This is a genomic window from Kitasatospora sp. NPDC030952 (assembly GCF_055571335.1).
The window spans coordinates 89761-112450 of sequence record NZ_JBVIFM010000018.1 but is presented as its reverse complement, the minus strand read 5'-3'; the positions used below and the strand labels follow the sequence as shown (position 1 = coordinate 112450).

The following is a 22690-nucleotide window of genomic DNA, read 5'->3' as shown; positions in this document are numbered from 1 at the left end:
CTGGCCTCGGGGAAGGGGGTGGGAATGTCGTACCGGGTGGGGTTGGTGAATGGTGTTGTGCCCCAGGGGAGTTGCTCTGCCCGGCCGATCGTCTGCCCCCGCGTTCGGCGTTGGATGTCGGAGATCTCGGTTATGGTGCGGACCGGCTGTGCCTGGCCATCGCAGGGCGGGCGCGAGGGGAGGGGCGTCATGATCGGCGTCATCGATGATGGTTCGCGCGAGGCCGAGGGGCGGGACGGTGAGGGCATCCAGTGGCTGGCGGACGCGGGCGGGGAAGTGGCCGGGGTGGTGTTCGCCCGGGGGATCCGGCCTGAGGAACTCGCCCGTCGGATGGGGGCCGACCCGGCCGCGGTGACCGGGCCGATCAGCGGCAGGGAGATCTGGGACCTGGACATCGAGGTCTACCGCCCCGGTGATGACGGCGACGGCGTGATCCGGGTCGGCGAGGCGGACGGCTGGTCCTTCGCGATCGAGTACGGGGACTCCACCGGCGGTGAACTGCTCACCGAGATAGCGCGTGAGGGCGTGGAGGTGGTCCACTTCCGCCCGATGCCGGAGCAGCCGCCGGCTCTGCTCGACTACGCCCGGGACGGCGCCGTGTTGTGCGGCTTCGGCCTCGGCCAGGAGCGCTGGCGCTGGGGGCAGCAGCCGGACCTGCTGGTGCCGGAGCTGGTCGCCGCCAACGTCCTGGAGGCGGACGGTGTCACCTCTTGCGTGCCTGGGAGCTCGCCCTGCGCGGGTGTGCGGCAGCGGAGCCTCGGCGCGGTCGGGCGGCGGTTCGGGCTGCGCCTGCCCCCGGCGGTACTGGGCGAGGTGCGGTTGCCGGCGTACGTGGTGCGCGGCAAGCCGGGGCTGGAACTGCGCTGAGCTGAGAAGGCGAGGGGCGGTCATGGCGGAGGTCCTTCCCGGGCCCACCGGAGGGGCCCTGTCGACCGCCATCCTCACCCGCCACCACCCACCCGCACATGTGCCGATCGGCAGGTTCCGGCGACCGAATTCCCCAGCCCAGGCTGCCGATCGGCCTACTGACCCGGCGCCAAGGGTGGTGTCAGGGGCGCGCGGTAGGGCCCGAGTGCGGGGATTCCGCTGACGCCGGTTTGGATCGCCGGGCCCCGGGGCACGAGCCTCGACCGGAGGGTGTTCGCCCCGGTGGACGATTCCCCTTCGTGGTACGGGAGTCGGCCGCCCTGTCGGCCAGGGCCGGTCGTCCGGCGGAGGCCGGCGGGCTGCGAGGCGATGGGGCTGCTCCGTCGGACGGTCTGGCCGGCGCGGCCCGGGTGGGAGGCCGCGGCGGCGTCAGGCGGCGAGGCCTGCCGTGCGTACCCGGGCGGCGGACCGGGAGAGGCGCAGGGCCGCGGTCAGGCTCGGGCAGAAGCCCAGGGCGCAGGTGGCGAGCAGGGCGGTGGGGGTGAGTCCGGAGGAGAGCACCATGACGACCAGGGCGATCGCCGGGGTGAGGAGGAGCGGCGAGAGCAGGAGCAGTGCCGCCTGGCGCTTCTCGCGCCGGGTCCACTGCCGGGACTTGGTGACCCGGACGGTGGCCAGGACGGCCGAGGCGAACCCGAGTACGGGCCCGGCGACCGGGATCAGCGCCAGTGGCAGGGCGAGCACGGCGAGGGCCAGGGTGAGGTTGGTCCGGCCCGCCGGCTCGGGGGCGGGCGGTGTCTGTCCCTCCTCGGCGAGGGCGGCATCGGCGATCTGCCGGGGGGTGCCGAGCTGTTCCAGGACGGCGCGGACGGTCGCCTCGGTGAGCGGGGTGTCGGTGAGCGAGATCTCGATGTGCTCGCGCAGGTCGGCCAGCAGTTCGCGGCGGCGTTCCGGCGGCAGGGTGGCGGTGCTGCGGGCGACCGCGTCGAGGTGGGCGCGGACCAGGGGGTGCTCGATGGGGTTGTTCACGGGTGGTCTCCTGGGGCGAGGACGTGGTCGACGGTGGCACGGAAGGCGGGCCACAGCGCGGTGAACTCCTCCAGCGCGCTCCGCCCGGCTTCCGTGAGGGTGTAGTACCGGCGGGACGGGCCGCTGGCCGAGTCGCGCAGGAAGGTGTCCGCGAGCCCGGCGCGACGCAGCCGGGACAGCAGGGGGTAGATGGTGCCCTGGCTGGTCGCCAGCATCGGGTACCGGCCGAGTTCCTGGAGCAGTTCGACCCCGTAGCGCGGGCCGTCGCGCAGCAGTGCGAGGACGCAGTACTCCAGGACTCCCTTGCGCAGCTGAGTCGCGACCGGGCCGTCGGGCGAACCGGACGAACCGGGTGGAACGTCAGGCTCGGGGCTTGCGGTGCCAGGTACCATGCAATGCAAGATAGCAGGCGACGCAAGGTAGTGCACGCACGGCGATGCGGGGGCGGCACATCGGCCCGCTACGCCTCCCGCTACGCCTCCCGCTGTGACGGCTGCGACACCCGCGACGGCTGCGACGACTGCGACGCCCGCGAAGGCCGCCACCCCGCCAGGTGCTCGGCCAGCACGGCGCCCGGATCCGCCGTGGTGTCCCGCAGCGCGACCATCGCGGCGGTGATCACGTCGCACAGCTCGCCCTGCAGATCGGCCATCGAGTGGCTGACCCCCTTGCGCGGATTGGCCCCGAGCACGCCGAGCAGCGCCTCGGCGACCTCCCCGGCCTCCTCCTGGATCTTCACCACCTGTAGGGGCAGCAGTGGCAGTCCGAGGCTGTCCCGGTGGTCGGAGAGGTGGCGGTGGATGTCGTCGACCACCGCCCAGTCATGGGTCCGTCCGACCGCCAGTCGGGCCTCCAGCTGGCGCAGGTAGCCCTTGAGTGCGGGCGGCAGCTTCATCCGCTGGGCCTCGGCGAACGGGACCAGCCGCAGCTCCTGGCCCTCGCCGAGGACCAGCTCGGCCGGGTCGACGTCGACCTGGGCGTGGAAGGCGCGCCGCCGGTGGCCCCGGTGGTCCGTCGCGGCCAGCACCGGGTGGAAGGGGAGCAGGTCGGGCACGTCCAGCCCGGTCTCCTCGCGCAGTTCGCGCACCGCCGTCCGGTACGGCGTCTCTCCGGGCTCGCGGTGGCCGCCGGTTCTTTAGGCTCCTCCACGTTGTCGGTTGCAACCGTGTTGGGGAGACTCATGGATGTTCTGGAGCACTGGAGCGTCGACTTCTACGACTTCACCGTCCCGGATCAGCTCGGCGACGATCCTGATGTCCTGAGGTTCGGGAGTCTGCACGAGAGAGCCGCTCGCAACGGCGCACGGCATGGCACTCCCGTGATCCTCTCGCCGTCTGGCCGGCCGGACCACCGGATCAACCTCTTCTTCAGGGAGGGGAAGATGGCGGTCTCCGAGTCCGGGACTTGGAGGCGGTACGCGTACACGTTGGTCGTGTGGCTCGACTTCCTGGACGCCATCGGCCGCTCGTGGGACGACGCGACGGTGCGGGATGTTGAGGCGTTCAAGGACTGGCGACTCACCGACCTGCGAAACGAAGAGCGGATCAGGTCGATGTCCTTCGACACCGATCGAGCCGGCCTCAACTCCTTCTACTCGTGGGCGAGCAAGCGCTACGGGATCTTCAATCCCGTTCCGACCGTGCACGCCGGCTTCGTGGATGAAAGCGACGCTGCATCTGGGCATGGCTACGCGCGCCGACGGCGCGATCCCCTGCGGCCTGCTGGATCGACCCGGCGTCAGGTGAAGTGGCTGCTGCGGTCGGCCTTGGAGCAGTGGCGGAACATCGGACTGCGCGGCTACGGGTTTGACGGGGTGCGTAAGCCAGGCTGGCGAGGCTTCAACGAAGACCGGGACTGCGCCTTCGTCGACGGTCTGTACGGAACCGGGCTGCGCATCCGTGAGTGGGCCAGTGTCCTGGACGTGGAGCTTCCCTCGCCGGGCGGCGAACGGATGGGGGAGGCGTGGCTGGCGGAGAAGTGCGTCAAGGGGGCCGAGGAGGGGCGGACGTATTGGATTCCGCGGCGGGTGCTGCAGCAGGTGGAGGGGTACGCGGATCCTCTGGAGGGGTCGAGGGCGGAGGCGATCCGCCGTGCCCGGCGTGCGGGCCGGTACGAGCGGCTGCGCGGGGTACGGATCGTCACGGGCCACAACCCGCGGACCCGGGAACTGCAGGTCGAGGGTGAAAGCGGGCCCGCGGCACTTGCGCTGGACGTGCTTGCTCCCGATGAGCGTCGGCTTCTCTACCGCCGTACTCCCCAGGGGCTGGAACCGTTGTGGCTGTGGCTGTCGGTGAGCGGGCTACCGAAGAAGGTCTACAGCTGGGAGGACACCTTCGACGCGGCGAACAAGCGCATCGCGGAGGAGTGGGTCCGGGCGGCGGACCCGGCCGGCAGTCTCAGCAGAGAGGAGCGGGATCGGGTCCGCGGCGCGTGCCCGCTGTGGGCAACGCCCCACATGTGCCGGCACAGCTTTGCCCTGAAGTGGTTCTGCATCCTGTCGTTGGTGGAAGAGCGTCGTCTCGAAGGCTTCTCTGCGGAGGAGATCGAGGACTTCCGCGACCAGCTCGGAGATATCTGGCTCCAGATGTCGATTCTGCTGGGGCACAAGCACCCGGACACCTCCCGAGAGCACTACCTGGAGCCCTTCACCGGTTTGCAGCTGTCCTATCTGATGGCGTTGCTCGACGACGACGAGCAGGCCGGTGTCGACGCGCTGGTGCGTGTCTTCGCCCGCCATGGCGGCTCCACCATCGCTCCCGTTGCGGCAGCGGCCGCCGCCGGCGGCGGCCGCTGGGGTTCTCGATGAGCGGGGGCGGCAGAGGGGGACGCCGCGCATCCCAGCCCGGACCAGACTGGCAGGCACCCGAACGGCTTCCCGCTGAGGGAGGCGGGACGAAGGTGGTCTTCTACGAGGAACAGAGCGGTCTGAGCCGGGTTTTCGACCTCTCTGGTTTTCCGGTCCCTACCGAGATGCAGCAGTGGATGGCACAGCTGCTCGCGAGCCGCTGCGGTCCCCGCGGAGGCAGCAAGCGCACCAGCACCGCGCAGGGGTACTTCGACGTCCTCAAACACTTCGCGACAGTACTGGCCAAGGCCGATCCTGTCCCTTCCCGACCAGGTGAACTTACGGCGGCGCACTTCCAGGCATTCCGAAAGCGCTACGAGGAAGTGCCGACGGCTTTGCGGCAGTACATTCAGGCGCTGCGCCGCATGATGCAGCCCCGTGACGAGCTGACCGCGGACGCGCGTCGAGAACTGCTGCGCACCAGGCTTCCGACCGGGACACCTGATGGAAGGATCTTCGCCTACAGCGATGGTGAGTGGCAGCAGATCATGACTGCTCTGCGCCACGACATCCGCACTTGTCGTGACCGGATCCGCGAGGGCCTGCGTCTCCTGGCCGCCTTCCGGTCCGGCGACCTGGAGGCAGGAAGCCGGGAGGAGGACCTGGGAAGGCTGCTGGACCTGTTCGCCAGGACAGGGGACCTTCCGCGGCGCCCGTCGGCTTCCGGGAGGGGAGACCACACGTGGGAGGTCCTGCGCTTGGGCGGCTTCAAGGGGATCAGCCGGATGCTGTGCCTTACCGGGAACGAGTCGACGGCATTTGCGCTGCTCATGTGCGCCCTCACTGCGGAGAACTTCGGCACGGTCAAGACGTGGCCCGCTGCCCACACGCGGCCCGATGGCGGATTCGGAGCCCTGGCCGTCGCCCTGATCGAGGAGTCGAAGCCGCGGCGCGGGCCGGAACACGAGCACATGGTCATGGCTCTGGAGGACCTGCCGTCCTCGCTCCGCGAAGTCGTCGGAGAGCAGAACGGGGACTCGAAGTTGTTCCGCTCTCCTCTGCGGCTGTATGAACTGCTGCTGGAACTTACCCAGGTGGCACGGCAGCTCAGCGGTGAGTCCGCCGCGTTCCTGTCCTATTCGCCGCCCGTTCGGTCACGGCAAGGGCAGTGGAGCACCAGCCCGCATTCCAGGAACTGGGCCCTGTCCCACGGCTTCTCGCCGTCGAAGGACAGCGAGTCCGACAAGCCGGCGATAGACGTACGTCGCATCCGCCAGACCGCACTCGAACTCCAGCGCCGGCCGGTGGCGCACACGGCTCGCACCTTGCGCGATCACTACCTCCGGCGCAGTTCGACCGTCCAGTCCCAGGGCCGCGTCCTGGTCGGGCAGGCGCTTCGTGAGCAGATCGCGAAGGCACGAGCGGCGGCGGAGGTCCCCGTGTTCACCCCGACGTTCCTGGAAAGGGCCGCAGCGGACCCGACTGGGGCTGCGGCCGAGGCGGGACTGGAGGCGGAGGTACTCAAGCGCATGCTCACAGGGGAGCAAGACACCGTAGTGACCGCGTGCACCGACCACCACGACGGCCCGCACTCTCCGCCAGGGCAGCCCTGCACCGCGTCGTTCCTCGTCTGTCTGAACTGCAAGAACGCCCGTGCGCTGCCGCATCACCTCCCGGTCCAGGTCGCGGTCCACGACCGGCTGCTGGCACTGCGCCCCAACCTCGATCCCCACCTCTGGCGCGTCAGGTATGAGACAACGGTCCACCAGCTGCGGGACATCATCGACCACTACACGCCCGCCGAGCAGACGGACGCCCGTGGCCCCCTTCCCCCGCATCAAGAACGCCTGGTCGCAGACCTCCTTGCAGGAAGGCTCGACCTGCGATGATCGATCCCCAGCGCGTCGCTACAGCACGGCCCGATTCCACAGGCGAGGACATCGCTTGGCCGGCCGAAGACGTGATCATCCTGCGAAACCGGCCGGTCCGTATCGGCACTCCCGCCTCACGCATGTCGCGCTACGCCGACGAGGTCTGGCACATCCAGCCGGCCCACCGAGACGCCCATGCCGCCATCCCGGCCGTGTGGTGGCCCACCTTCCCCCAGGCCCTGCGCCGCCACTTTCGCGCCTTCTTCCTGGCCGCCCTCGACCATCCTGTCCCCGTCGAGCCAAACGGCCGACAGAGTCCAGGTGAGCAGGCGAGCATTGGAACGTTCCCCTACTGGATCATCGACATGCGGGTGATCGCACGATGGCTGGCCGACCAGGGCTTCAAGACCCTCTCCGACGTCCGAAACCAGGACCTCGACGCCTTCCGGACGTACGTCCTCGACCTCGACCGCACTGACGGCCGGAAAGCTGACCTGATCGGCGCGGTGCGCATCCTGTGGCTCTTCCGCGATCACCTCCCCGCTGAAGGCCGTCTCGGCTGTGACTTCCCCTGGCCCGGCCAAACTGCCAACGAAGTCGTCGGCGCGGTGGTGAGGAAGCGGTGGGTGAACAAGACCCCGCGCATCTCGGACGCGACCATGGAGGCGCTGTTGGCCTGGGTGCTGGTGATGATCGAACAGATCGGCCCCGACATCCGGGACGCCTGGCGCGAGTACCAGCAGCTCGAAGCCGGCGAGCATCCCTCACAGACGAAGTACACCGGACCAACGCAGCAGCGGTTCCTCGCCCACATCGAACACTGCAGGGAAAACAACATCGCCCTGCCAGGTCAGGTGGGTGAGCACGGCCTGGAGCTTGCCGGCAACCACGTCCTTCGGCTCGTAGGCATCCGGAAGGACCAGCGCACTCGCCTCACCCCGGGGCAGAGGCGGCTCTTCGCCCTCAGCGGTCTGCCGATCAGTCCCGCGGTGGGCGTCGGAAAGATCACCGGCCATGTCAACGGCACACCCTGGCGATCGACCCCGATCGATGTCAGCGAACTTCCGACCATGGTGCGGCTGCTCAGTGCTGCCCTGTTCACAGCCATCTGCTACCTCTCCGGCATGCGCCCAGGAGAGGTACTCAACCTGCGCCGCGGCTGCCGCACCCACGATGAGGAGACAGGTGAACTGCAGGTCAACGGCTACCGCGGCAAGGGCTTCGACCGTGCACCGGACAGCCCGGACCTGACGGAGCCCCTGAGACCGTGGGTCGTGGTGGACGTCGTTCACGCGGCCATCGCACTTGCCGAGAGCCTGCACGAGCTCCCCCTGCTCTTCCCGTCCAGCCTCGTCTCCGCCCACCACGAGCGTCCGTCCAGCGCCAACGCCCGCAAGGGCACGACCATGAACGACGACATCCAGGACCTGATCTCCTGGATCAATTCCGGCTTCCGGCGAGCGGACGGTGCCGACGCCATCCCGGCCGACCCCGCCGGCCGCATCTACGCAACCCGCTTCCGCCGGACCCTGGCCCGGTTCATCGTCCGCAGACCACGAGGGCTGATCGCGGCCGCGCTGCAGTACGGACACGTGGATACGAAAGTAACGCTCAGCTATGCCGGCAACGAGGACCCCGCGTGGCTCCAGGACGTCGCTGTGGAGAAACTCGAATTGATCATCGACCAGATCGAGGAGGACTCACGCCGACTTGAGTCCGGTGAGCACGTCAGCGGGCCCTCCGCCCAGGAATACCGTGACCGCGTCGCACAATCCGCTCCCTTCGCCGGACGTGCCGTGGCGGGGGTACGCAACGCCGAGCGGCTCCTCGAACAAGCCGACCCGGCTGTTCACCACGGCCAGGGCATGACGTGTGTGTGGCGGGCCGCGACGGCTGCCTGCCGCAAGGACAAGCTCGCCCTGGGCCTGCCCGGCGCTGACGCCCCAGATGAAGCCGACTGCCGATCAACGTGCGTGAATCTCGCGTACACCGACCGCGACATCACCGAGCTGCAACAGGAACTCGTCCAGCTGCAAGCAGACGCCGCGGACCCACTGGCGCCCCAGCCGCGTCGGGACCGGGCTGCCGCCCAGGCCGCTCAGCACCTGACCATCATCGAGCGCCACCGCGACAGTGCGACGGAAGACGGAAGGGGCATCGCATGACGAATCGACGCGTTCGAGACCGGGAAGCCGAGCGAGCAGCGTTGCGGAGTGCCGCAAACCGTCTCCTTGCCGGCACCCCACTGCGGTCGGAAACCGGGAGGCTCACGGCCACCGAGCTGCTACGCGAGTCCAACCTGAGACGAGACGTCGCCTACGGCGACCACAGAGACCTCATCGAGGAGTTCCAAGCCCGCGTCAAAGCTCAGAACGCCACCCCGGCCGCCATGCAAGAACTCGCCGACCGGTACGGCGAGGTGAAAGAGAAGCTGGCTGCCGTCACGAAAAAGCTCGCAAACGAGCAAGCCGTCAGCGCCGCGTTGCGCCGGATCGTCGCCGAGCTCGACTTGGAGCTCGCGCACGCCCGGGAGCAACTTGAACAGTCAGGGACCATCACCCGCCTTCCCGCCGCACGTCGGCGGAACCGGTCCGGATGAGGCCCGCCCCGGGAGGGCTGGCACGTGTTCCGGCCTCGGGGAACATCAATACAGCGGGGTCGCCGCAGCCAAGGTGGTATGACCGGCCAACGCCCTCCACCACAAGCCCATGGTGGCTTCGCCGTAGCGGTGCGTCGGGTCCGGAAGGCGGCGCGCGGCGGGGCTGTCCTACTCGGCCGGCAGACGGAGCATCGGTTCGAAGGCCGCGTCCTCCTCGCCCTCGACCGAAGGGAGGAAGCCGTCCGGGACGGTGCGGGCAGCCGTGGTGAGGAGACGGGCCAGGACCTCGGGCTCGGTGGCCGGGGGGAGGCGGAGGGCCGCGAGGAGGCGGTCGCGGACCTCGGGGTGGTCCGGGTTGTCCTCAAGGTAGTCGGCGTTGAGCGCGGGAGGACGGAAGCCGGCCAGGGCGTCGTGCCAGGAGGGGAGGACGATGGCCAGGGTCAGGGCCTCGGCGAGGGACTCCGCGATGAGGGAAGCCTGGCCCTCGGAGTCGGTGTAGAGGACGGGGCGGACGCTGTCGGAGCCGGCCGGGCCGCAGAGGTAGTGGGTGCCTCCCGCGTTGCAGCCGGCCACGGGCTCCACCGGCAGACCGGCCGGCAGGGCGACCGACTCGATGGGGTCGGTCCGCGTGAGGTCGAACTCGCCGTCGCAGGCGAGGTACGCCTCGACCTCGGGGTCGGCGGTGATCCGGCGGAGCAGGGCCTCGTCGGAGAGGGCGGCCGGGTTGAGGCCGCGGGCGGCTTCGGGGGTCAGGGGGTGACCTGCGAGGACGTGGCGGACGGTGTCGAGGGGGACGGGTCGCCCGTAGTCCTCCTCGAAGTGCGCCTGGACGGCCTCGGGGGAGCGATCGGTGAGGAGGCGGAAGAGGTGCCCGGAGCCGTCCGGGTCCGTGCTGCCCGAGGGGAACTCGATGCCCGAGCCGGTGCGCCAGGCGCTGCCGCCGGTCTCCCACCACAGGCAGGCGGTGACCCGCGGGGCGCCGAGGCCCTCGTCGACGAAGGCCGGGTCGTCCAGGAGCGGGCGCAGCGCGGCGGGCACCTCGTCGATGACACCGGGCCAGACCTGTTCGTCATCCGTGCCGTACGGGCTCATCTCCGACTCGTGGTCGAAGCCGCGGACGAGCACACCGGCCGGGGTGAAGAGGACGGAGAAGTCGTCACCCGAGCCGTTGTCCATCAGGGCCGCCTCCGTCCCAGGCCCCCAGGTGGTGGAGAAGGAGTAGCGGGAGAACCGCGGGTCGCGGCAGATCGCCTGGTCCAGCACGGCCAGCGCGCGCAGGTGCGCGCGGAGCTCGGCGGGGTCCGGGAGGAGGGCGGCGGTCGTGTGCACGGTGTCCATGGGCTCATGTGAGCAGCCGCCACTGACATCCAGGGCGGCGGTTCGGTCACACCCGCTCTCTCACTCAGGGAACGAAAAGCCCAGCTCACGCAGGCGGGGCAAGCACACTGCGAGGCATTGCTCCACAGACGCGGCATCGGTTCGCACAAGGACGTCCTCGCGCAACGGCGCTCCACTGGCGACGAAGGTCCAAGGCTTGTCCCTCTCTGCCATCCGCTCAGCGTCGGCCTTGAACAGCACCGTTACGCCCTGTTCAGCCAGTGCTTCCATAATCGCGACGACGTCCACCGGCACTCTCCCCTCCCGAGGCGCTTCGAACGCGCCATCGGACGAACATACTCACTCCGGGCCGGACCCTGGACACCGCCCGCATGACCCAAAGTGACCGATCGGGGCGCTCTGAGCTGGAATACACGACACCTCAACATGCGAGCTCACCAGTCCCGAGGCGTGTTCCAAGCAAGCCGACACCTCGTTGCCCGACAACGCACTTGCCTAATGAACGCCGGGGACCACCCAGTGGGCGGGCCACCGGATGTCCGGCTTGTCGTCGCGCAGTTGGAGCAGGATCTCCTGCCGGCTGGTGGTGATGAAGACGTCCACGCTGACGAAGTCGGTGTCGTCGTTCAACGCGCCCCCTGTTCACGATCTGTCCGAGCCGTGCCCACCGCCGGTCCACCACGGACCCGTAACGGAGCCGCAAGGGAGCCTCCGTATGCCGAGGACGCAGCCACGACGCACCGGCGATGCATCCGCAACGCAGCCACGACGCACCGGCGATGCATCCGCAACGCAGCCACGACGCACCGGCGATGCATCCACGACGTATCCATGGCGCACCGGCGACGCACCGGCGACCGGCGGTAAGGCTGCCACCCCGTGGCCCGGTTGAACCCTCACCCGGTCGGCCGGTGGTAGCCCGTTCGGCGCACGCCCTCCGTCCGGAGACTCCGACGGGCGTCGCCCAGCCCCGGCCCCTAGGGTCTGTGGTGCGTCGACGGTGCTGAGCGCCGGGGCGTACGCCTCCCCGACGCACCAGGGCGTACGCCGTCCTGCCGCGCGCCGGTGCACTCGCCGGGCCGGTGCGGCAGCAGACCAGCCCGGCAGACCAGCCCGGCGCACCAGCCCGGCCAACCGAGAGGTGGACCGCCCCATGCACACCGTCGTCCGCGGCGCCGGCGCACTCGGCCTGACCGCGCTGCTGATCGCCCCCCTTTCCGGTTGCCAGGGCGACAGCCGCTCCGCCGCCGAACCCGCGCCCAGCTCCCCGGCCACCGGTGCGAGCGCCACCGGACTGGCCGCCCAGCGGCTGGACTGGAAGCCCTGCCCGGCCCCGAGCGCCGCGCAGGGCGGCGGCACCGCGCCCGCGGGCGACTGGGAGTGCGCCACCCTCAAGGCCCCGCTGGACCACGCCAAGCCCGACGGGAAGACCATCGACCTCGCGCTGATCCGCAGCAAGGCCAAGGACGAACAGCACCGGCTCGGCTCGCTGCTCTTCAACTTCGGCGGCCCCGGCGCGTCCGGCGTGGCCACCCTGCCCGCCCTGTCCTCGGCCTACGCTTCCCTCAACACCCGCTACGACCTGGTGAGTTTCGACCCGCGCGGGGTCGGCGACAGCGCCGGGGTGAAGTGCCTGGACGACCAGGGGATGGACGCCAACGCGGCCGTCGACGGCACCCCGGACACCCCCGCCGAGGTCAAGGCCCTGGACGACAGCAACGCGCAGTTCGCCGCCGCCTGCGAGCACAACTCCGCCGCGGTGCTGCCGTACGTGGACACCGAGAGCGCCGCCCGGGACATGGACCTGATGCGGCAGGTCCTCGGCGACCGGAAGCTCTCCTACTTCGGGATCAGCTACGGCACCCAACTCGGCGGCGTCTACGCGCACTTGTTCCCGCAGGAGGTCGGCCGGATGGTGCTGGACTCGGTGGTCGACCCGACCAAGGACCCGCAGCAGAACGCGCTCGGCCAGGCCCAGGGCTTCCAACTCGCCCTGGACGACTTCATGAAGGCCTGCGCCACCCAGGACGCGGCCGCCTGCCCGACCGGCGCCGGCGGCACCGAGGGCACCGCGCGGATCACCGACCTGCTGCAGAAGATCGCGCAGTCGCCGCTGCCCACCAGCGGCGGACGCAAGCTCACCGAGAGCCTGGCCGTCACCGGCATCGCCAGCGCCCTGTACAGCCGGCAGGCCTGGCCCGCGCTGGCCTCCGGGCTCACCGAGGCGATGCAGGCGGGGACCGGCGACACCCTCCTCCAGCTCGCCGACGCGCTGCTCGGGCGCGACCCGCAGGGCCACTACAACAACCTCGACGCGGCCAACCGGGCGATCAGTTGCGTGGACGCCCGGCAGCGCTACTCCGACCAGGACGTCGAGCAGGAGCTGCCGCAGTTCCGCACCGCCTCCCCGGTGTTCGGCGACTTCACCGCCTGGGGTCTGACCGGCTGCACCGGCTGGCCCGTCCCCGGCAAGACCGACCACCCGGAGGTCTCCGCCCAGGGTGCCGCCCCGATCCTGGTGGTCGGCACCACCGGGGACCCGGCCACCCCGGTCGAGGGCGCCCGCACCATGGCGCAGCAGCTGGGCTCGGGCGTCGGCATCACCGTCACCCTCAACGGCGAGGGCCACGGCGGCTACAACACCGGCAACCCGTGCCTGAAGAAGACCGTGGACGCCTACCTGCTGGACGGTACGGTTCCTCCCGACGGGGCCACCTGCAGCTGAGAAGTGGACCACTGGAAGTGGATCCGATTGGCCCTGGATGCCGGTCCAATCCGGCCCTAAGATCATCCACGTGAACAAGAACCAGAACAAGAGCGCGCACGAGAACGAGATCGTGAACACCGGGGCCACCAAGGTCGACTTCTACTTCGACCCCGTCTGCCCCTTCGCCTGGATCACCTCCCGGTGGATCCTGGAGGTCGCCCGCCAGCGCGAACTCGACCTCACCTTCCGGGTGATGAGCCTGTCCGTCCTCAACGAGGGCCGCACCGACCTGCCGGAGCGCTACCAGCGCCTGATGACCACCGGCTGGGGCCCCGTCCGAGTCTGCATCGCCGCCGCCGAACAGCACGGCCAGCACGTGCTGCGCGACCTGTACACCGAGCTCGGCACCCGCTTCCACGACCAGGACCGGCCCGCCGACGACACCGTCATCCGCGAGGCCCTGGTGGCGGCCGGACTGCCCGAGGAACTCGCCGAGGCGGCCACCAGCACCGCGTACGACATCGCGCTGCGCAAGAGCCACCACGAGGGCATGGACCCGGTCGGTGAGGAGGTCGGCACCCCGACCATCCACGTGGACGGGGTGGCCTTCTTCGGCCCGGTGCTGAGTGCGATCCCGCGCGGGGAGGACGCGCTGCGGGTCTTCGAGGGCGTCCGCCTGCTGGCCGGCTACCCGAAGTTCTTCGAGCTCAAGCGGACCCGGACGGACTTGCTCGACTTCTCCTGAGCAGCGACTTCTCCCGAGGAGCGACTTCTCCCGAGGAGCGACTTCTCCCGAGGAGCGACTTCTCCCGAGGAACGGCTCCTCCCGAGGGGTGCCCCGGCCCCACCCGGGATGTCTCTGGACCGCCGACGTCCGACGTCCGACGTCCGACGTCCGACGTCCGACGGCCGGCGGCGGGTGCCGTCCGGGGCTCCGGCTCCCGTCCGGGGCCGCAGGGGCGACCATGGAGGGGTGGGCCCTGAGCGGGAAGTCCGCGCGGGGCCGGCGGCTGAGGCCCGGCGGCGCCCGAGAGGCGGTGAGCGTGGATGATCGGACGAACGCGTCTGCGCGCTGACCGCCACCCGGCGACCCCGCCCGGCCGAGGCCCCGGCCGGTGGCCCGACCCGCCCGGCCGTGGTGGAGGCCCTGGTGGAGGCCTCGGCGGCGGTCCCGGTGGAGGCCTCGGCGGCGGTCCCGGTGGAGGCCCCGGCGGCGGCCCGAACCGGGGCCCCGGTGGCACCCCGCCCAAGCCGCCGCCCCCCGCACTGCGCCGCTGGCTGCTGCCCGTCGCCGTGCTGGTGACCCTGCTGCTCCTGGTGCTGCTCGCCAAGCCCAGCCCGGTCGGCCCCCGCTACGGCTACACCGACCTGCTCAACCGGGTCGACGCCGGCCAGGTGCAGACCGTGGACGTCAGCGACACCGGCGGGGTGTCCGGCACGCTCAAGGACGGCACCCACTTCACCAGCCAGCTCCCGACCGCCCTGGACACCTCCCAGCTCAGCCGGGCGCTCTCCGACCAGCACGTGAGCGTCACCGGCAGCCGCTCCAGCGGGGGCAGCTCGATCTGGTCCACCCTGCTGCTGTTCCTGCCGCTGCTGATCTTCGGCGGGCTGTTCCTGTGGTCCGGCCGGATGGCGGCGCGCTCGCTCGGCGGCGGGCTGAGCGCGATCGGCCGCTCCCGCGCGAAGATCATCGAGGCCGAGCGGCCCGCCACCGGCTTCGCCGACGTGGCCGGGTACGAGGGGGTGAAACAGGAGGTCAGCGAGGTGGTCGACTTCCTGCGCAGCCCGGAGCGCTACGCCGCCGCCGGGGCCAAGGGGCCGCGCGGAGTGATCATGGTCGGCCCACCGGGCACCGGCAAGACGCTGCTCGCCCGGGCGGTCGCCGGCGAGGCCTCCGTACCCTTCCTGTCCGTCACCGGCTCCGGCTTCGTGGAGATGTTCGTCGGCGTCGGCGCCTCCCGGGTCCGCGACCTGTTCGACGAGGCCCGCAAGCGCGCCCCGTCCATCGTCTTCATCGACGAGATCGACGCCGTCGGCGGCCGACGCGCGGGCGGCAGCCGGATCGGCGGCAACGACGAGCGCGAGCAGACCCTCAACCAGCTGCTCTCCGAGATGGACGGCTTCGACCAGAGCACCGGCATCGTCGTCATCGCCGCCACCAACCGGCCGGACGCCCTCGACCCGGCCCTGCTGCGCCCCGGCCGCTTCGACCGACAGGTCACCGTGCCGCTGCCCAACCAGGCCGAGCGGGCGGCCATCCTCGCCGTCCACACCCGCGGCAAGACCCTCGCCCCGGAGGCCGACCTGGACCGGATCGCCCGCGGCACCCCCGGCTTCTCCGGCGCCGACCTCGCCAACCTGGTCAACGAGGCCGCCATCAACGCCGTGCGCGCCGAACGCGCAACCATCACCGCCGCCGACCTCGACGACGCCCGCGACCGGGTGCTGCTCGGACGCCGGGAGTCCTCCAACGCGCTGCTGCCCGAGGAACGGCACGCCGTCGCCGTGCACGAGTCCGGGCACGCGCTGACCGCCGCGCTGTGCCGGCACGCCGACCCGGTCGCCAAGGTGACCATCCTCCCGGCCGGGGTCGCCCTCGGCGCCACCGAACAGCTCCCCGAGGCGGAGCGGCACCTGTACAGCGAGGGCTACCTGAACGACCTGATCACCGTCCAGCTCGGCGGGCGGGCCGCCGAACTGGTGGTCTTCGGCGAGGGCTCGACCGGCGCCGCCAACGACCTCGCCAACGCCACCTCGGTGGCCACCAGGATGGTCCGCGAGTTCGGCCTCTCCCCGGACATCGGACCGGTCGGCTACTCCAGCGGCTCCCCCCAGTACCTCGGCGACCACCCCGAGGACCTGCTGCGCCGCCCCTACTCCGAGCAGACCCAGCGCGCGGTGGACGAGGCGGTGGCCGCCCTGCTGCGCGGCGCCGAGCGCCGGGCCGTCGCGCTGCTGCGCGAACACCGGCACCACCTGGACGAGTTGGCGGCGCTGCTGGTCGCCCAGGAGACGGTGGACGGCCGCGTGGTGCTCGACATCCTCCGGCACCCGGCGCCGGAGACGGGCGGAGGGCCGGGCCCGGCAGTCCCGTCCTGAGGGGCGCCCGGGGCCGAACGGGGCCGAACGGGGCCGCCCGGGGCCGCCCGGGGCCGAACGGGGCCGTGCGGGGCCGTGCGGGCCAGGGGCCGCCGCAGGCCCGGCCGAGGCCCGGGTGGATGATGTCGTGGTACCGACCCGAAGGAGCCGACCATGACCGAAACCCTGCCCGCGGACGTCCAGCGCGAGATCGCCCTGGCCCTCGGGGTGGTGCCCGTCACCGACCCCGCGAAGGAAGCCGAGCGCCGGGTGGCCTTCCTCGCCGACCAGCTGCGGGCCTCCGGCGCGCGCACCCTGGTGCTGGGCATCAGCGGCGGGGTGGACTCCACCACCACCGGTCGGCTCTGCCAGCTCGCCGTCGAGCGGCTGCGCGCCGAGGGGTACCAGGCCTCCTTCACCGCGATGCGGCTGCCGTACGGCGTCCAGGCGGACGAGGCCGACGCCCAGCGCGCCCTCGACTTCATCCGGGCCGACGAACTGCTCACCGTCGACGTCAAGCCCGCGACCGACGCGGCCTTCGACGCGCTGCTGACCGCCGGCCTCACCTTCCGCGACCACGCCCACGAGGACTTCGTGCGCGGCAACGTCAAGGCCCGCCAGCGGATGGTGGTCCAGTACGCGGCCGCGGGCGCCAATGGCGGCCTGGTCGTCGGCACCGACCACGCCGCCGAGGCGGCCGTCGGCTTCTTCACCAAGTTCGGCGACGGCGCGGCCGACGTGATGCCGCTCTCCGGCCTGACGAAGCGTCAGGTCCGCGCGGTGGCGGCCCACTTGGGGGCGCCGGAGGAACTGGTCGGCAAGGTCCCCACCGCGGACCTGGAGAACCTCGCCCCCGGCAAGCCCGACGAGGACGCCCTCGGCGTCGAGTACAACGACCTGGACGACTTCCTGGAGGGCCACCCGGTCAGCGAGCAGGTCTTCCAGACCGTCCTCGGCCACTACCGCCGCACCGAGCACAAGCGCGGCCTGCCGATCACCCCGGCCCAGGCGTGACCGACCCGGCCGGGCGGAACGGGCGGGCGGCCGGGGCGATCCTCGGGTCGGCGGTGGGCGACGCCCTCGACCTCGGTGGCGACACCGACACCGTCGCTGCCGTCGCTGGCGGTCTGGCCGGCGCCCGCTACGGCCTGGCGGCCGTCCCGGCCCGCTGGACCGAGCCGCTGCACGTGCAGCTCCCCGGCTCCGGCGGACGCGTTCTGCGGGCGCCCGACCTGCTGCGCATGGCGGAGCGGCTGGCGGCGTAGCCGGCCGGGCGGGTCGGGAGCGGTCCCGGCGACGGCCCCCCGGCCGGCCCTCGTGCCCCCGGGATCGTCCGTGCGGGCGGATCGCTGCCGTACGGAGGGGAACGGTGCTGCTCCGAAGGGGGAAGCGGCATGGCCGAGGTGACGGTGCGTCCGGTAGCCCGGGTGGTCGGGGGGACGGGGGAGGTGCGGGACGACGCCTGGGGGAGCGTCGGGGCGGTGATCCGGCTGGACGAGGAGCAGTTCACCGAGGAGGCGCTGTACGGGCTGGCGGACTTGTCACACCCGGAGGTGGTCTACCACAGCGACCGCGTCCCCGTCGGAAGGTTGAGACCGGCGTCCGGCGCCCCCGGGGCAACACCGACTGGCCGCTGGTGGGCACCTCCGCCCAGCGCGGCAGGAACCACCCCAACCGGCTCGGCGTCTCGCGCTGCGCGCGTGCGGGTGGACGGCCTGGACCTGCACGTCACCGGCCTGGACGCGGTGGCCGGTCCGCCGGTGCTCGACATCGAGCCGTACCTGGCCGAATTCGGTCCGCGCGGCGGGGTAGGCAGCCCGAGTGGTCGACGGCGCAGATGCGCGCCTCCTACGACTCGGCGCACTGACCGGTGGCGGAGTGGCGGACCGGCGCCGGAGCGGCGACGGTCGGCGGCGGTGAGGACCGCGAACGGGGGCACCGTGCCGGATAGATGATCCGTTGATCGGTCGTCTACCGCCCCTGGCTACCGTGCGTCGCAGAACGAACCGGGCCCGACCACAGGAGTTTCCGCTGTCCAGGATCATCACCACCGCCCTGCCCGCGCACGGGCACGTCAGCCCACTGCTGGCCATCTCCGCCGATCTCGCCGCGCGCGGCCACGAGGTGGTCTTCCTCGGTGGTTCGCGCTTCGCGGAGGCCGCCGGGCGGGCCGGGGTGCGCTTCGCCGCGCTGCCCGCCGAGGCCGACTGGGACGACCGCGACCTCGACGCGTCCTTCCCGGGGCGGGCGGAGCTGCCGCCCGGTCCGGAGCGGATCGGCTTCGACGTACGGCACATCTTCCTCGACCCGGTCCCGCACCAGCACCGGGCGCTGCTCGCGCTGTTGGCGGAGTTCCCGGCCGACGTGGTGATCGCCGACTCCTTCGTCCAGGGCGCGCTGCCGCTGGCGCTCGACCGGCCGCGGGCGGAGCGTCCGGCGCTGATCGGGGTCGGGACCACGCCGTCGATGCTGCCGAGCGTGGACACCGCGCCGTTCGGGCTGGCGCTGCCGCCGCTGCCGGGGGAGGAGGGCCGGATCCGCAACCGCGCGCTGCAGGAGGAGATGGACCGGCGTGGCGAGCCGTTGCAGCGGTACGCGGAGAAGGTGTTCGCGGAGGTGGGCGTCCGGCTGCCGGAGGGCCCGCGCGGGCTGGCGGCGGTGACGGTGCCGGACGTGTTCCTGCAGCTGACCGTGCCGGGCTTCGAGTACCCGCGCGGCGACGCGCCCGCCTCCTACCGGCTGATCGGAGGGCTGCCGGGGAAGGACGGCGAGGAGCAGCCGCTGCCCGAGTGGTGGGCGGAGGTCACCGGGGAGCGGCCGGTCGTGGTGGTGACCCAGGGCACGCTGGCCAATGACGACCTGTCCGAGCTGGTCGCGCCGACGGTCCGCGCGCTGGCCGAGCGGGACGTCCTGGTGGTGGCGGCCACCGCCCGCCCGGACGGTCCCCAGGTGCTGACCGAGCTGCTGGGCGGGCGGCTGCCGGGCAACGTCCGCGCCGCCGGGTACGTGCCGTTCGACCAACTGCTGCCGCACACCGACGTGCTGGTGAGCAACGGCGGCTTCGGCGGGGTGCAGACGGCGCTGCGGTACGGGGTGCCGCTGGTGGTGGCGGGGGCGAGCGAGGACAAGCCGGAGGTGGCGGCCCGGGTGCAGTGGGCCGGTGTCGGGCTGGACCTGCGCACCGGCCGCCCTGAGCCGGAGGCGGTCGGCCGGGCGGTGGAGCGGGTGCTCGGCGAGGGCCGGTTCCGCGAACGGGCCCGCGCGCTGGGCGCGGAGTTCGCGGAGTACCGGCCGTTCGACACCATCGCCGAGCTGGTCGAGACGCTCTGAAAGCCGAAGCCGAAGCCGAAGCCGAAGCCGAAGCCGAAGCCGAAGCCGAAGCCGAAGCCGAAGCCGAAGCCGAAGCAGGGGCAGGGGCTGCCGGAACGTTCCGTCAGCTGCCGTCGCCGTCCGCGTCCGCCTCCGGGGTGGGCGCGGCGGCGCCGCCCTTGCTGATGCCGAGCTTGGCCTCGGCCGTCGTCCAGTCGGTGGCGATCGCCTGCTGCGCGGCGGTCAGGGTGACCTGGCCCTTGCAGATCGCGGTGTGCAGGTGGGTCTCCACCGAGTCCTTGGGGTTGTTGGGGCCCTTGCCCGGGACGTGCCCGGGGGAGGGCGGCTGGATCCAGAGGTTGCGCGGGTCGTTGGGGTCGCCGCCGAGCTGGAGGCTGATCAGGTGGTCGTACTCGGCGTCGCCCATCGGGCCGCTGTAGCCGTAGGACTTGGCGTTCTCGGTCTTCTCCTTGCCGGTGACGTTGACCGGCGGGCGGATGGTCGAGGTGTAGCCGCCCGGCTTGCAGATGGTGTCGTTGATGTTGCCCTGGTTGACGGCCGGGCTGATCGCGCCGGGGGTGCAGTTCGGGTCGGGCAGCGGCTGCTTGTCCGCGGTGTAGCGGTAGTGGCAGCTGCCCGCGGCGGGCTGCGGCTGGGCGTCGTAGGAGCTCTTCGGGCCGGGGCCGGTCACGACCGCGGCCGGGACGGGCTGGGCGGCGTCGCCCGGGGCCGCCGGGGCGGAGGTGCGGGCGCCGGCGTGGGAGCTCTCCTTGGCGTGCGAGCCGCCCTTGGCGGTCTGGCCGCCGCCGGACGAGCAGCCGGCGGCTGCGGCGAGCAGGACGGCCGCGGCTATGGCGAGGGCGCCTCGGGCGGGAGCCGGCACGGAGTTCCTCCAGGTCGTTGCGGTAGTACGGGCGACCGGCCGGCGAGGGTGCCGGAGGCCGCGTCAGCGGACACTACCGTGTCGAGGAGGCCGAAGGGGTGACGCACGGTCCGGCGCGGGAGGACCGTCACGGGCGCGCGGAATCGTTTCCGCGACCCGAGCGGATGTCAGTACGTGACCCGAGCGGATGTCAGTGCACGACCCGAACGGAATCCCGGTGCACGCCCCGCACGGAATCTCGGGACGCGCCCCGAACGGAATCCCGGGACGCGCCCCGAACGGATGTCAGGACGCGCCCCGAGGGGATCTCAGTACCGGCGCAGCGTCTCGATCCAGTCGGTGATCAGGTCCTCCAGCACGCCCAGCGGCAGGCTGCCGTGCCCGATCACCTCGTGGTGGAACTCCCGGACGTCGAAGCGCCCGCCGAGCGCGGCCTGCGCCCGCTCCCGGTGCCGGACGATCTCCCGACGGCCGATCAGGTAGCCGGTGGCCTGGCCGGGCCAGGCGATGTAGCGGTCGATCTCGTTGCGGACGTTGGCCTCGGGGGTGGCGGTGTTGTCCCGCATGAAGGCCATCGCCCGCTCCCGGGACCAGCCGTAGTGGTGCAGCCCGGTGTCCACCACCAGGCGCACCGCGCGCAGCGCGTCCATCGAGAGCATGCCGAAGCGGGACAGCTCCGAGCTGTACAGGCCCATCTCGTCGGCCAGCCGCTCGGTGTACAGACCCCAGCCCTCGACGTGCGCGGTCAGCTGGGCGCTCGGCTGCTGCCGGAAGCGCGGCAGCCCGGTCAGGGTGCGGGCGAGGGCGAGCTGCAGGTGGTGGCCGGGCACGCTCTCGTGGAAGGCGATCGCCTCGTACTCGTAGCTGAACCGGCTCTCCGGGTTCAGCGTGTTGATCCAGTGGGTGCCGGGCCGGCCGCCCGGGCCCGGCGGCTGGTAGTAGGCCAGCGGCGCGGTCTCGGCCTCCAGCGGGTCGATCTCCCTGGTCACGCAGTCCGCGATCGGGTACGGGCGGAACCAGTCGGCCGAGGCGTGCCGGGCGCGCTCCAGGGCGGCGTCCACCAGGGCGACGATCTCGGCCGCGCTGCCGAAGCGCAGCGACCGGTCCTCGCGCAGCGCGGTCAGTACGGCGTCGGTGCCGTTGACACCGAGCACCTGGCCGCCCAGCTCGGCGAACTCCTCGCGCAGCGCCGCCACCGTCTCCAGGCCGATCCGGTGTATCTCCTCCGGGGCCAGCCCGGGGTGGGTGAAGCGGCCGACGGCGTCGGCGTAGCCCTCGGCGCCGCCGGGCACGTGGCAGACCCCCGCCTCGGTGTCCGGGCGGGCGCCCGGGGCCAGCCGCTGGGCCAGCCCGGCCCGGTAGCGGGCCACGGCCGGGCGGACGCCGTCGCGCACGATCGCCCGGGCCCGCTCGAACTCCGGGCGGCCCTGGAGCGGGCGCAGCAGCTGGTCGGCGGTGGGGTCGGCGGCCAGGTAGCCGTCCAGCTGGGTGATCGCGGCGTCCACTCCGCTGCGCAGCGGGTGCCGGCCCTCGGCGGCGGCGTCCAGGCCGACCTGCAGCACGGCGTCGAAGTAGCCGGGCAGGCCGGCCAGCCGCTCCAGGTAGGCGTCGGCGCCCTCCTGGTCGACGGCGGTCATGGCGAGCGAGCTGAACACCGTGTTGTGCGGGGCGACGATGGTCGCGGAGATGCTGAAGTCGGCCAGCCCGTGGGCGATCCGGCCGCTGTCGTTGTCGATCAGCCGGGCGAGCACCCGGTGGGTGATGCGGTCCTCGCCGGTCAGCCCGTCCAGCGGGATCGCGGCCAGCCGGGCGCCGAAGCCCTGGAGCACCTCGCGGTGGCGCAGCGCGGCCGCCCGGGACGGGTCGGGCACCTCGTGGGCGTAGCCCTCGGTGCCGGCGAGGGTCGCCTCGAAGGGGTCGTGGGCGTTCTCGGCGGTGAAGAACTCCTCGGCGAGCGCGGCGAGTTCAGTGGGTCCGGCGAGTTCGGTGGGTTCAGCGAGCGCGGCGAGTTCGGCCTGCGGCGCGGCGTCGGCCCTGGCACTGGGAGCGGAGCCGGCCTGCTGGGCGGGGTCGGCGGGCTGAGCGGGCATCGGGTGCTCCCGGGTCCGGTGTGGTCAGTGCGACACGGGTTCCCTGGTGCGGCCCCCGATCGGGCCGATTATTCGGAGTCGGCGACGGCGCGGTCAATACACGGCGGACGGAAACGAGTTCCGTCCGCTCG

General features: G+C 72.0%; 18 protein-coding genes and 1 pseudogene. 11 read left to right on the top strand and 8 right to left on the bottom strand.

Annotated elements, in window-relative coordinates; translation table 11 throughout:
- Positions 1 to 189 precede the first annotated feature (189 nt).
- Positions 190 to 867 carry a DUF6461 domain-containing protein gene (locus ACZ47G_RS27890; protein ID WP_465747213.1) on the top strand — a complete coding sequence of 226 codons (678 nt, stop codon included), beginning with the start codon at positions 190 to 192 and terminating at the stop codon, positions 865 to 867.
- A gap of 429 nt (positions 868 to 1296) precedes the next feature.
- Here ACZ47G_RS27890 and ACZ47G_RS27885 read toward each other — a convergent pair whose 3' ends face one another.
- The 3 genes and pseudogenes from ACZ47G_RS27885 to ACZ47G_RS27875 form a co-directional block, all read right to left on the bottom strand.
- Positions 1297 to 1896, bottom strand: a complete 600-nt coding sequence (locus tag ACZ47G_RS27885) for an HAAS signaling domain-containing protein (RefSeq protein WP_465747211.1) — start codon at positions 1894 to 1896, stop codon at positions 1297 to 1299.
- Positions 1893 to 2288, bottom strand: a complete 396-nt coding sequence (locus ACZ47G_RS27880; RefSeq protein WP_465747209.1) for a PadR family transcriptional regulator — start codon at positions 2286 to 2288, stop codon at positions 1893 to 1895. The genes ACZ47G_RS27885 and ACZ47G_RS27880 overlap by 4 nt, the downstream gene beginning before the upstream one ends.
- 80 nt (positions 2289 to 2368) lie before the next feature.
- A pseudogene (locus ACZ47G_RS27875) lies at positions 2369 to 3013 on the bottom strand (NUDIX domain-containing protein); the annotation flags it as partial.
- Between the two features lie 63 nt (positions 3014 to 3076).
- Between ACZ47G_RS27875 and ACZ47G_RS27870 the strand changes: the two are divergent.
- From ACZ47G_RS27870 to ACZ47G_RS27855, 4 genes are all read left to right on the top strand, one after another.
- Positions 3077 to 4702 carry a site-specific integrase gene (locus ACZ47G_RS27870; RefSeq protein ID WP_465747207.1) on the top strand — a complete coding sequence of 542 codons (1626 nt, stop codon included), beginning with the start codon at positions 3077 to 3079 and terminating at the stop codon, positions 4700 to 4702.
- Between the two features lie 92 nt (positions 4703 to 4794).
- Positions 4795 to 6570, top strand: coding sequence for a hypothetical protein (locus ACZ47G_RS27865; protein ID WP_465747205.1), 1776 nt, complete (start codon positions 4795 to 4797; stop codon positions 6568 to 6570).
- A complete protein-coding gene (locus ACZ47G_RS27860; protein ID WP_465747203.1) occupies positions 6567 to 8717 on the top strand; it encodes a site-specific integrase in 2151 nt (716 codons plus the stop codon). Before ACZ47G_RS27865 ends, ACZ47G_RS27860 begins: the two co-directional genes overlap by 4 nt.
- Complete coding sequence (locus tag ACZ47G_RS27855; protein WP_247470271.1) at positions 8714 to 9151, top strand: hypothetical protein; 438 nt, start codon at positions 8714 to 8716, stop codon at positions 9149 to 9151. The genes ACZ47G_RS27860 and ACZ47G_RS27855 overlap by 4 nt, the downstream gene beginning before the upstream one ends.
- Positions 9152 to 9319: 168 nt before the next feature.
- On the opposite strand, the gene ACZ47G_RS27850 is transcribed toward ACZ47G_RS27855, so the two are convergent.
- The 3 genes from ACZ47G_RS27850 to ACZ47G_RS27840 all read right to left on the bottom strand — a co-directional run bounded on the left by ACZ47G_RS27850 (position 9320) and on the right by ACZ47G_RS27840 (position 11119).
- Positions 9320 to 10489 (bottom strand): hypothetical protein, encoded by a 1170-nt coding sequence (locus ACZ47G_RS27850; protein ID WP_465747201.1) that lies wholly within the window; start codon positions 10487 to 10489, stop codon positions 9320 to 9322.
- 60 nt (positions 10490 to 10549) lie between these two features.
- Complete coding sequence (locus tag ACZ47G_RS27845; protein WP_465747199.1) at positions 10550 to 10777, bottom strand: hypothetical protein; 228 nt, start codon at positions 10775 to 10777, stop codon at positions 10550 to 10552.
- Between the two features lie 207 nt (positions 10778 to 10984).
- Entirely contained in the window at positions 10985 to 11119 is a 135-nt protein-coding gene (locus tag ACZ47G_RS27840) for a hypothetical protein (protein WP_465747197.1), read from the bottom strand.
- A 523-nt stretch (positions 11120 to 11642) separates the two neighbouring features.
- Between ACZ47G_RS27840 and ACZ47G_RS27835 the strand changes: the two genes are divergently transcribed.
- The 6 genes from ACZ47G_RS27835 to ACZ47G_RS27810 all read left to right on the top strand — a co-directional run bounded on the left by ACZ47G_RS27835 (position 11643) and on the right by ACZ47G_RS27810 (position 19607).
- On the top strand, positions 11643 to 13214 hold the full coding sequence (locus tag ACZ47G_RS27835) for an alpha/beta hydrolase (protein WP_465747195.1): 1572 nt from the start codon (positions 11643 to 11645) through the stop codon (positions 13212 to 13214).
- A gap of 109 nt (positions 13215 to 13323) precedes the next feature.
- On the top strand, positions 13324 to 13941 hold the full coding sequence (locus ACZ47G_RS27830; RefSeq protein ID WP_465747326.1) for a mycothiol-dependent nitroreductase Rv2466c family protein: 618 nt from the start codon (positions 13324 to 13326) through the stop codon (positions 13939 to 13941).
- Positions 13942 to 14243: 302 nt separating this feature from the next.
- Positions 14244 to 16298, top strand: coding sequence for an ATP-dependent zinc metalloprotease FtsH (gene ftsH / locus ACZ47G_RS27825; protein ID WP_465747192.1), 2055 nt, complete (start codon positions 14244 to 14246; stop codon positions 16296 to 16298).
- Positions 16299 to 16451: 153 nt separating this feature from the next.
- Complete coding sequence (gene nadE, locus ACZ47G_RS27820) at positions 16452 to 17291, top strand: ammonia-dependent NAD(+) synthetase (RefSeq protein ID WP_465747190.1); 840 nt, start codon at positions 16452 to 16454, stop codon at positions 17289 to 17291.
- Positions 17288 to 17542, top strand: coding sequence for an ADP-ribosylglycohydrolase family protein (locus ACZ47G_RS27815; protein WP_465747188.1), 255 nt, complete (start codon positions 17288 to 17290; stop codon positions 17540 to 17542). Before nadE ends, ACZ47G_RS27815 begins: the two co-directional genes overlap by 4 nt.
- A 724-nt stretch (positions 17543 to 18266) precedes the next feature.
- The gene (locus ACZ47G_RS27810) at positions 18267 to 19607 is read left to right on the top strand and encodes a glycosyltransferase (protein WP_465747186.1); all 1341 of its coding nucleotides are present in this window, start codon (positions 18267 to 18269) and stop codon (positions 19605 to 19607) included.
- Between the two features lie 103 nt (positions 19608 to 19710).
- On the opposite strand, the gene ACZ47G_RS27805 is transcribed toward ACZ47G_RS27810, so the two are convergent.
- Both ACZ47G_RS27805 and ACZ47G_RS27800 read right to left on the bottom strand, forming a co-directional pair.
- Positions 19711 to 20469, bottom strand: coding sequence for a hypothetical protein (locus tag ACZ47G_RS27805; protein ID WP_465747184.1), 759 nt, complete (start codon positions 20467 to 20469; stop codon positions 19711 to 19713).
- 308 nt (positions 20470 to 20777) lie between these two features.
- Positions 20778 to 22559 carry a DUF885 domain-containing protein gene (locus ACZ47G_RS27800; protein WP_465747182.1) on the bottom strand — a complete coding sequence of 594 codons (1782 nt, stop codon included), beginning with the start codon at positions 22557 to 22559 and terminating at the stop codon, positions 20778 to 20780.
- Between the last annotated feature and the right edge of the window lie 131 nt (positions 22560 to 22690).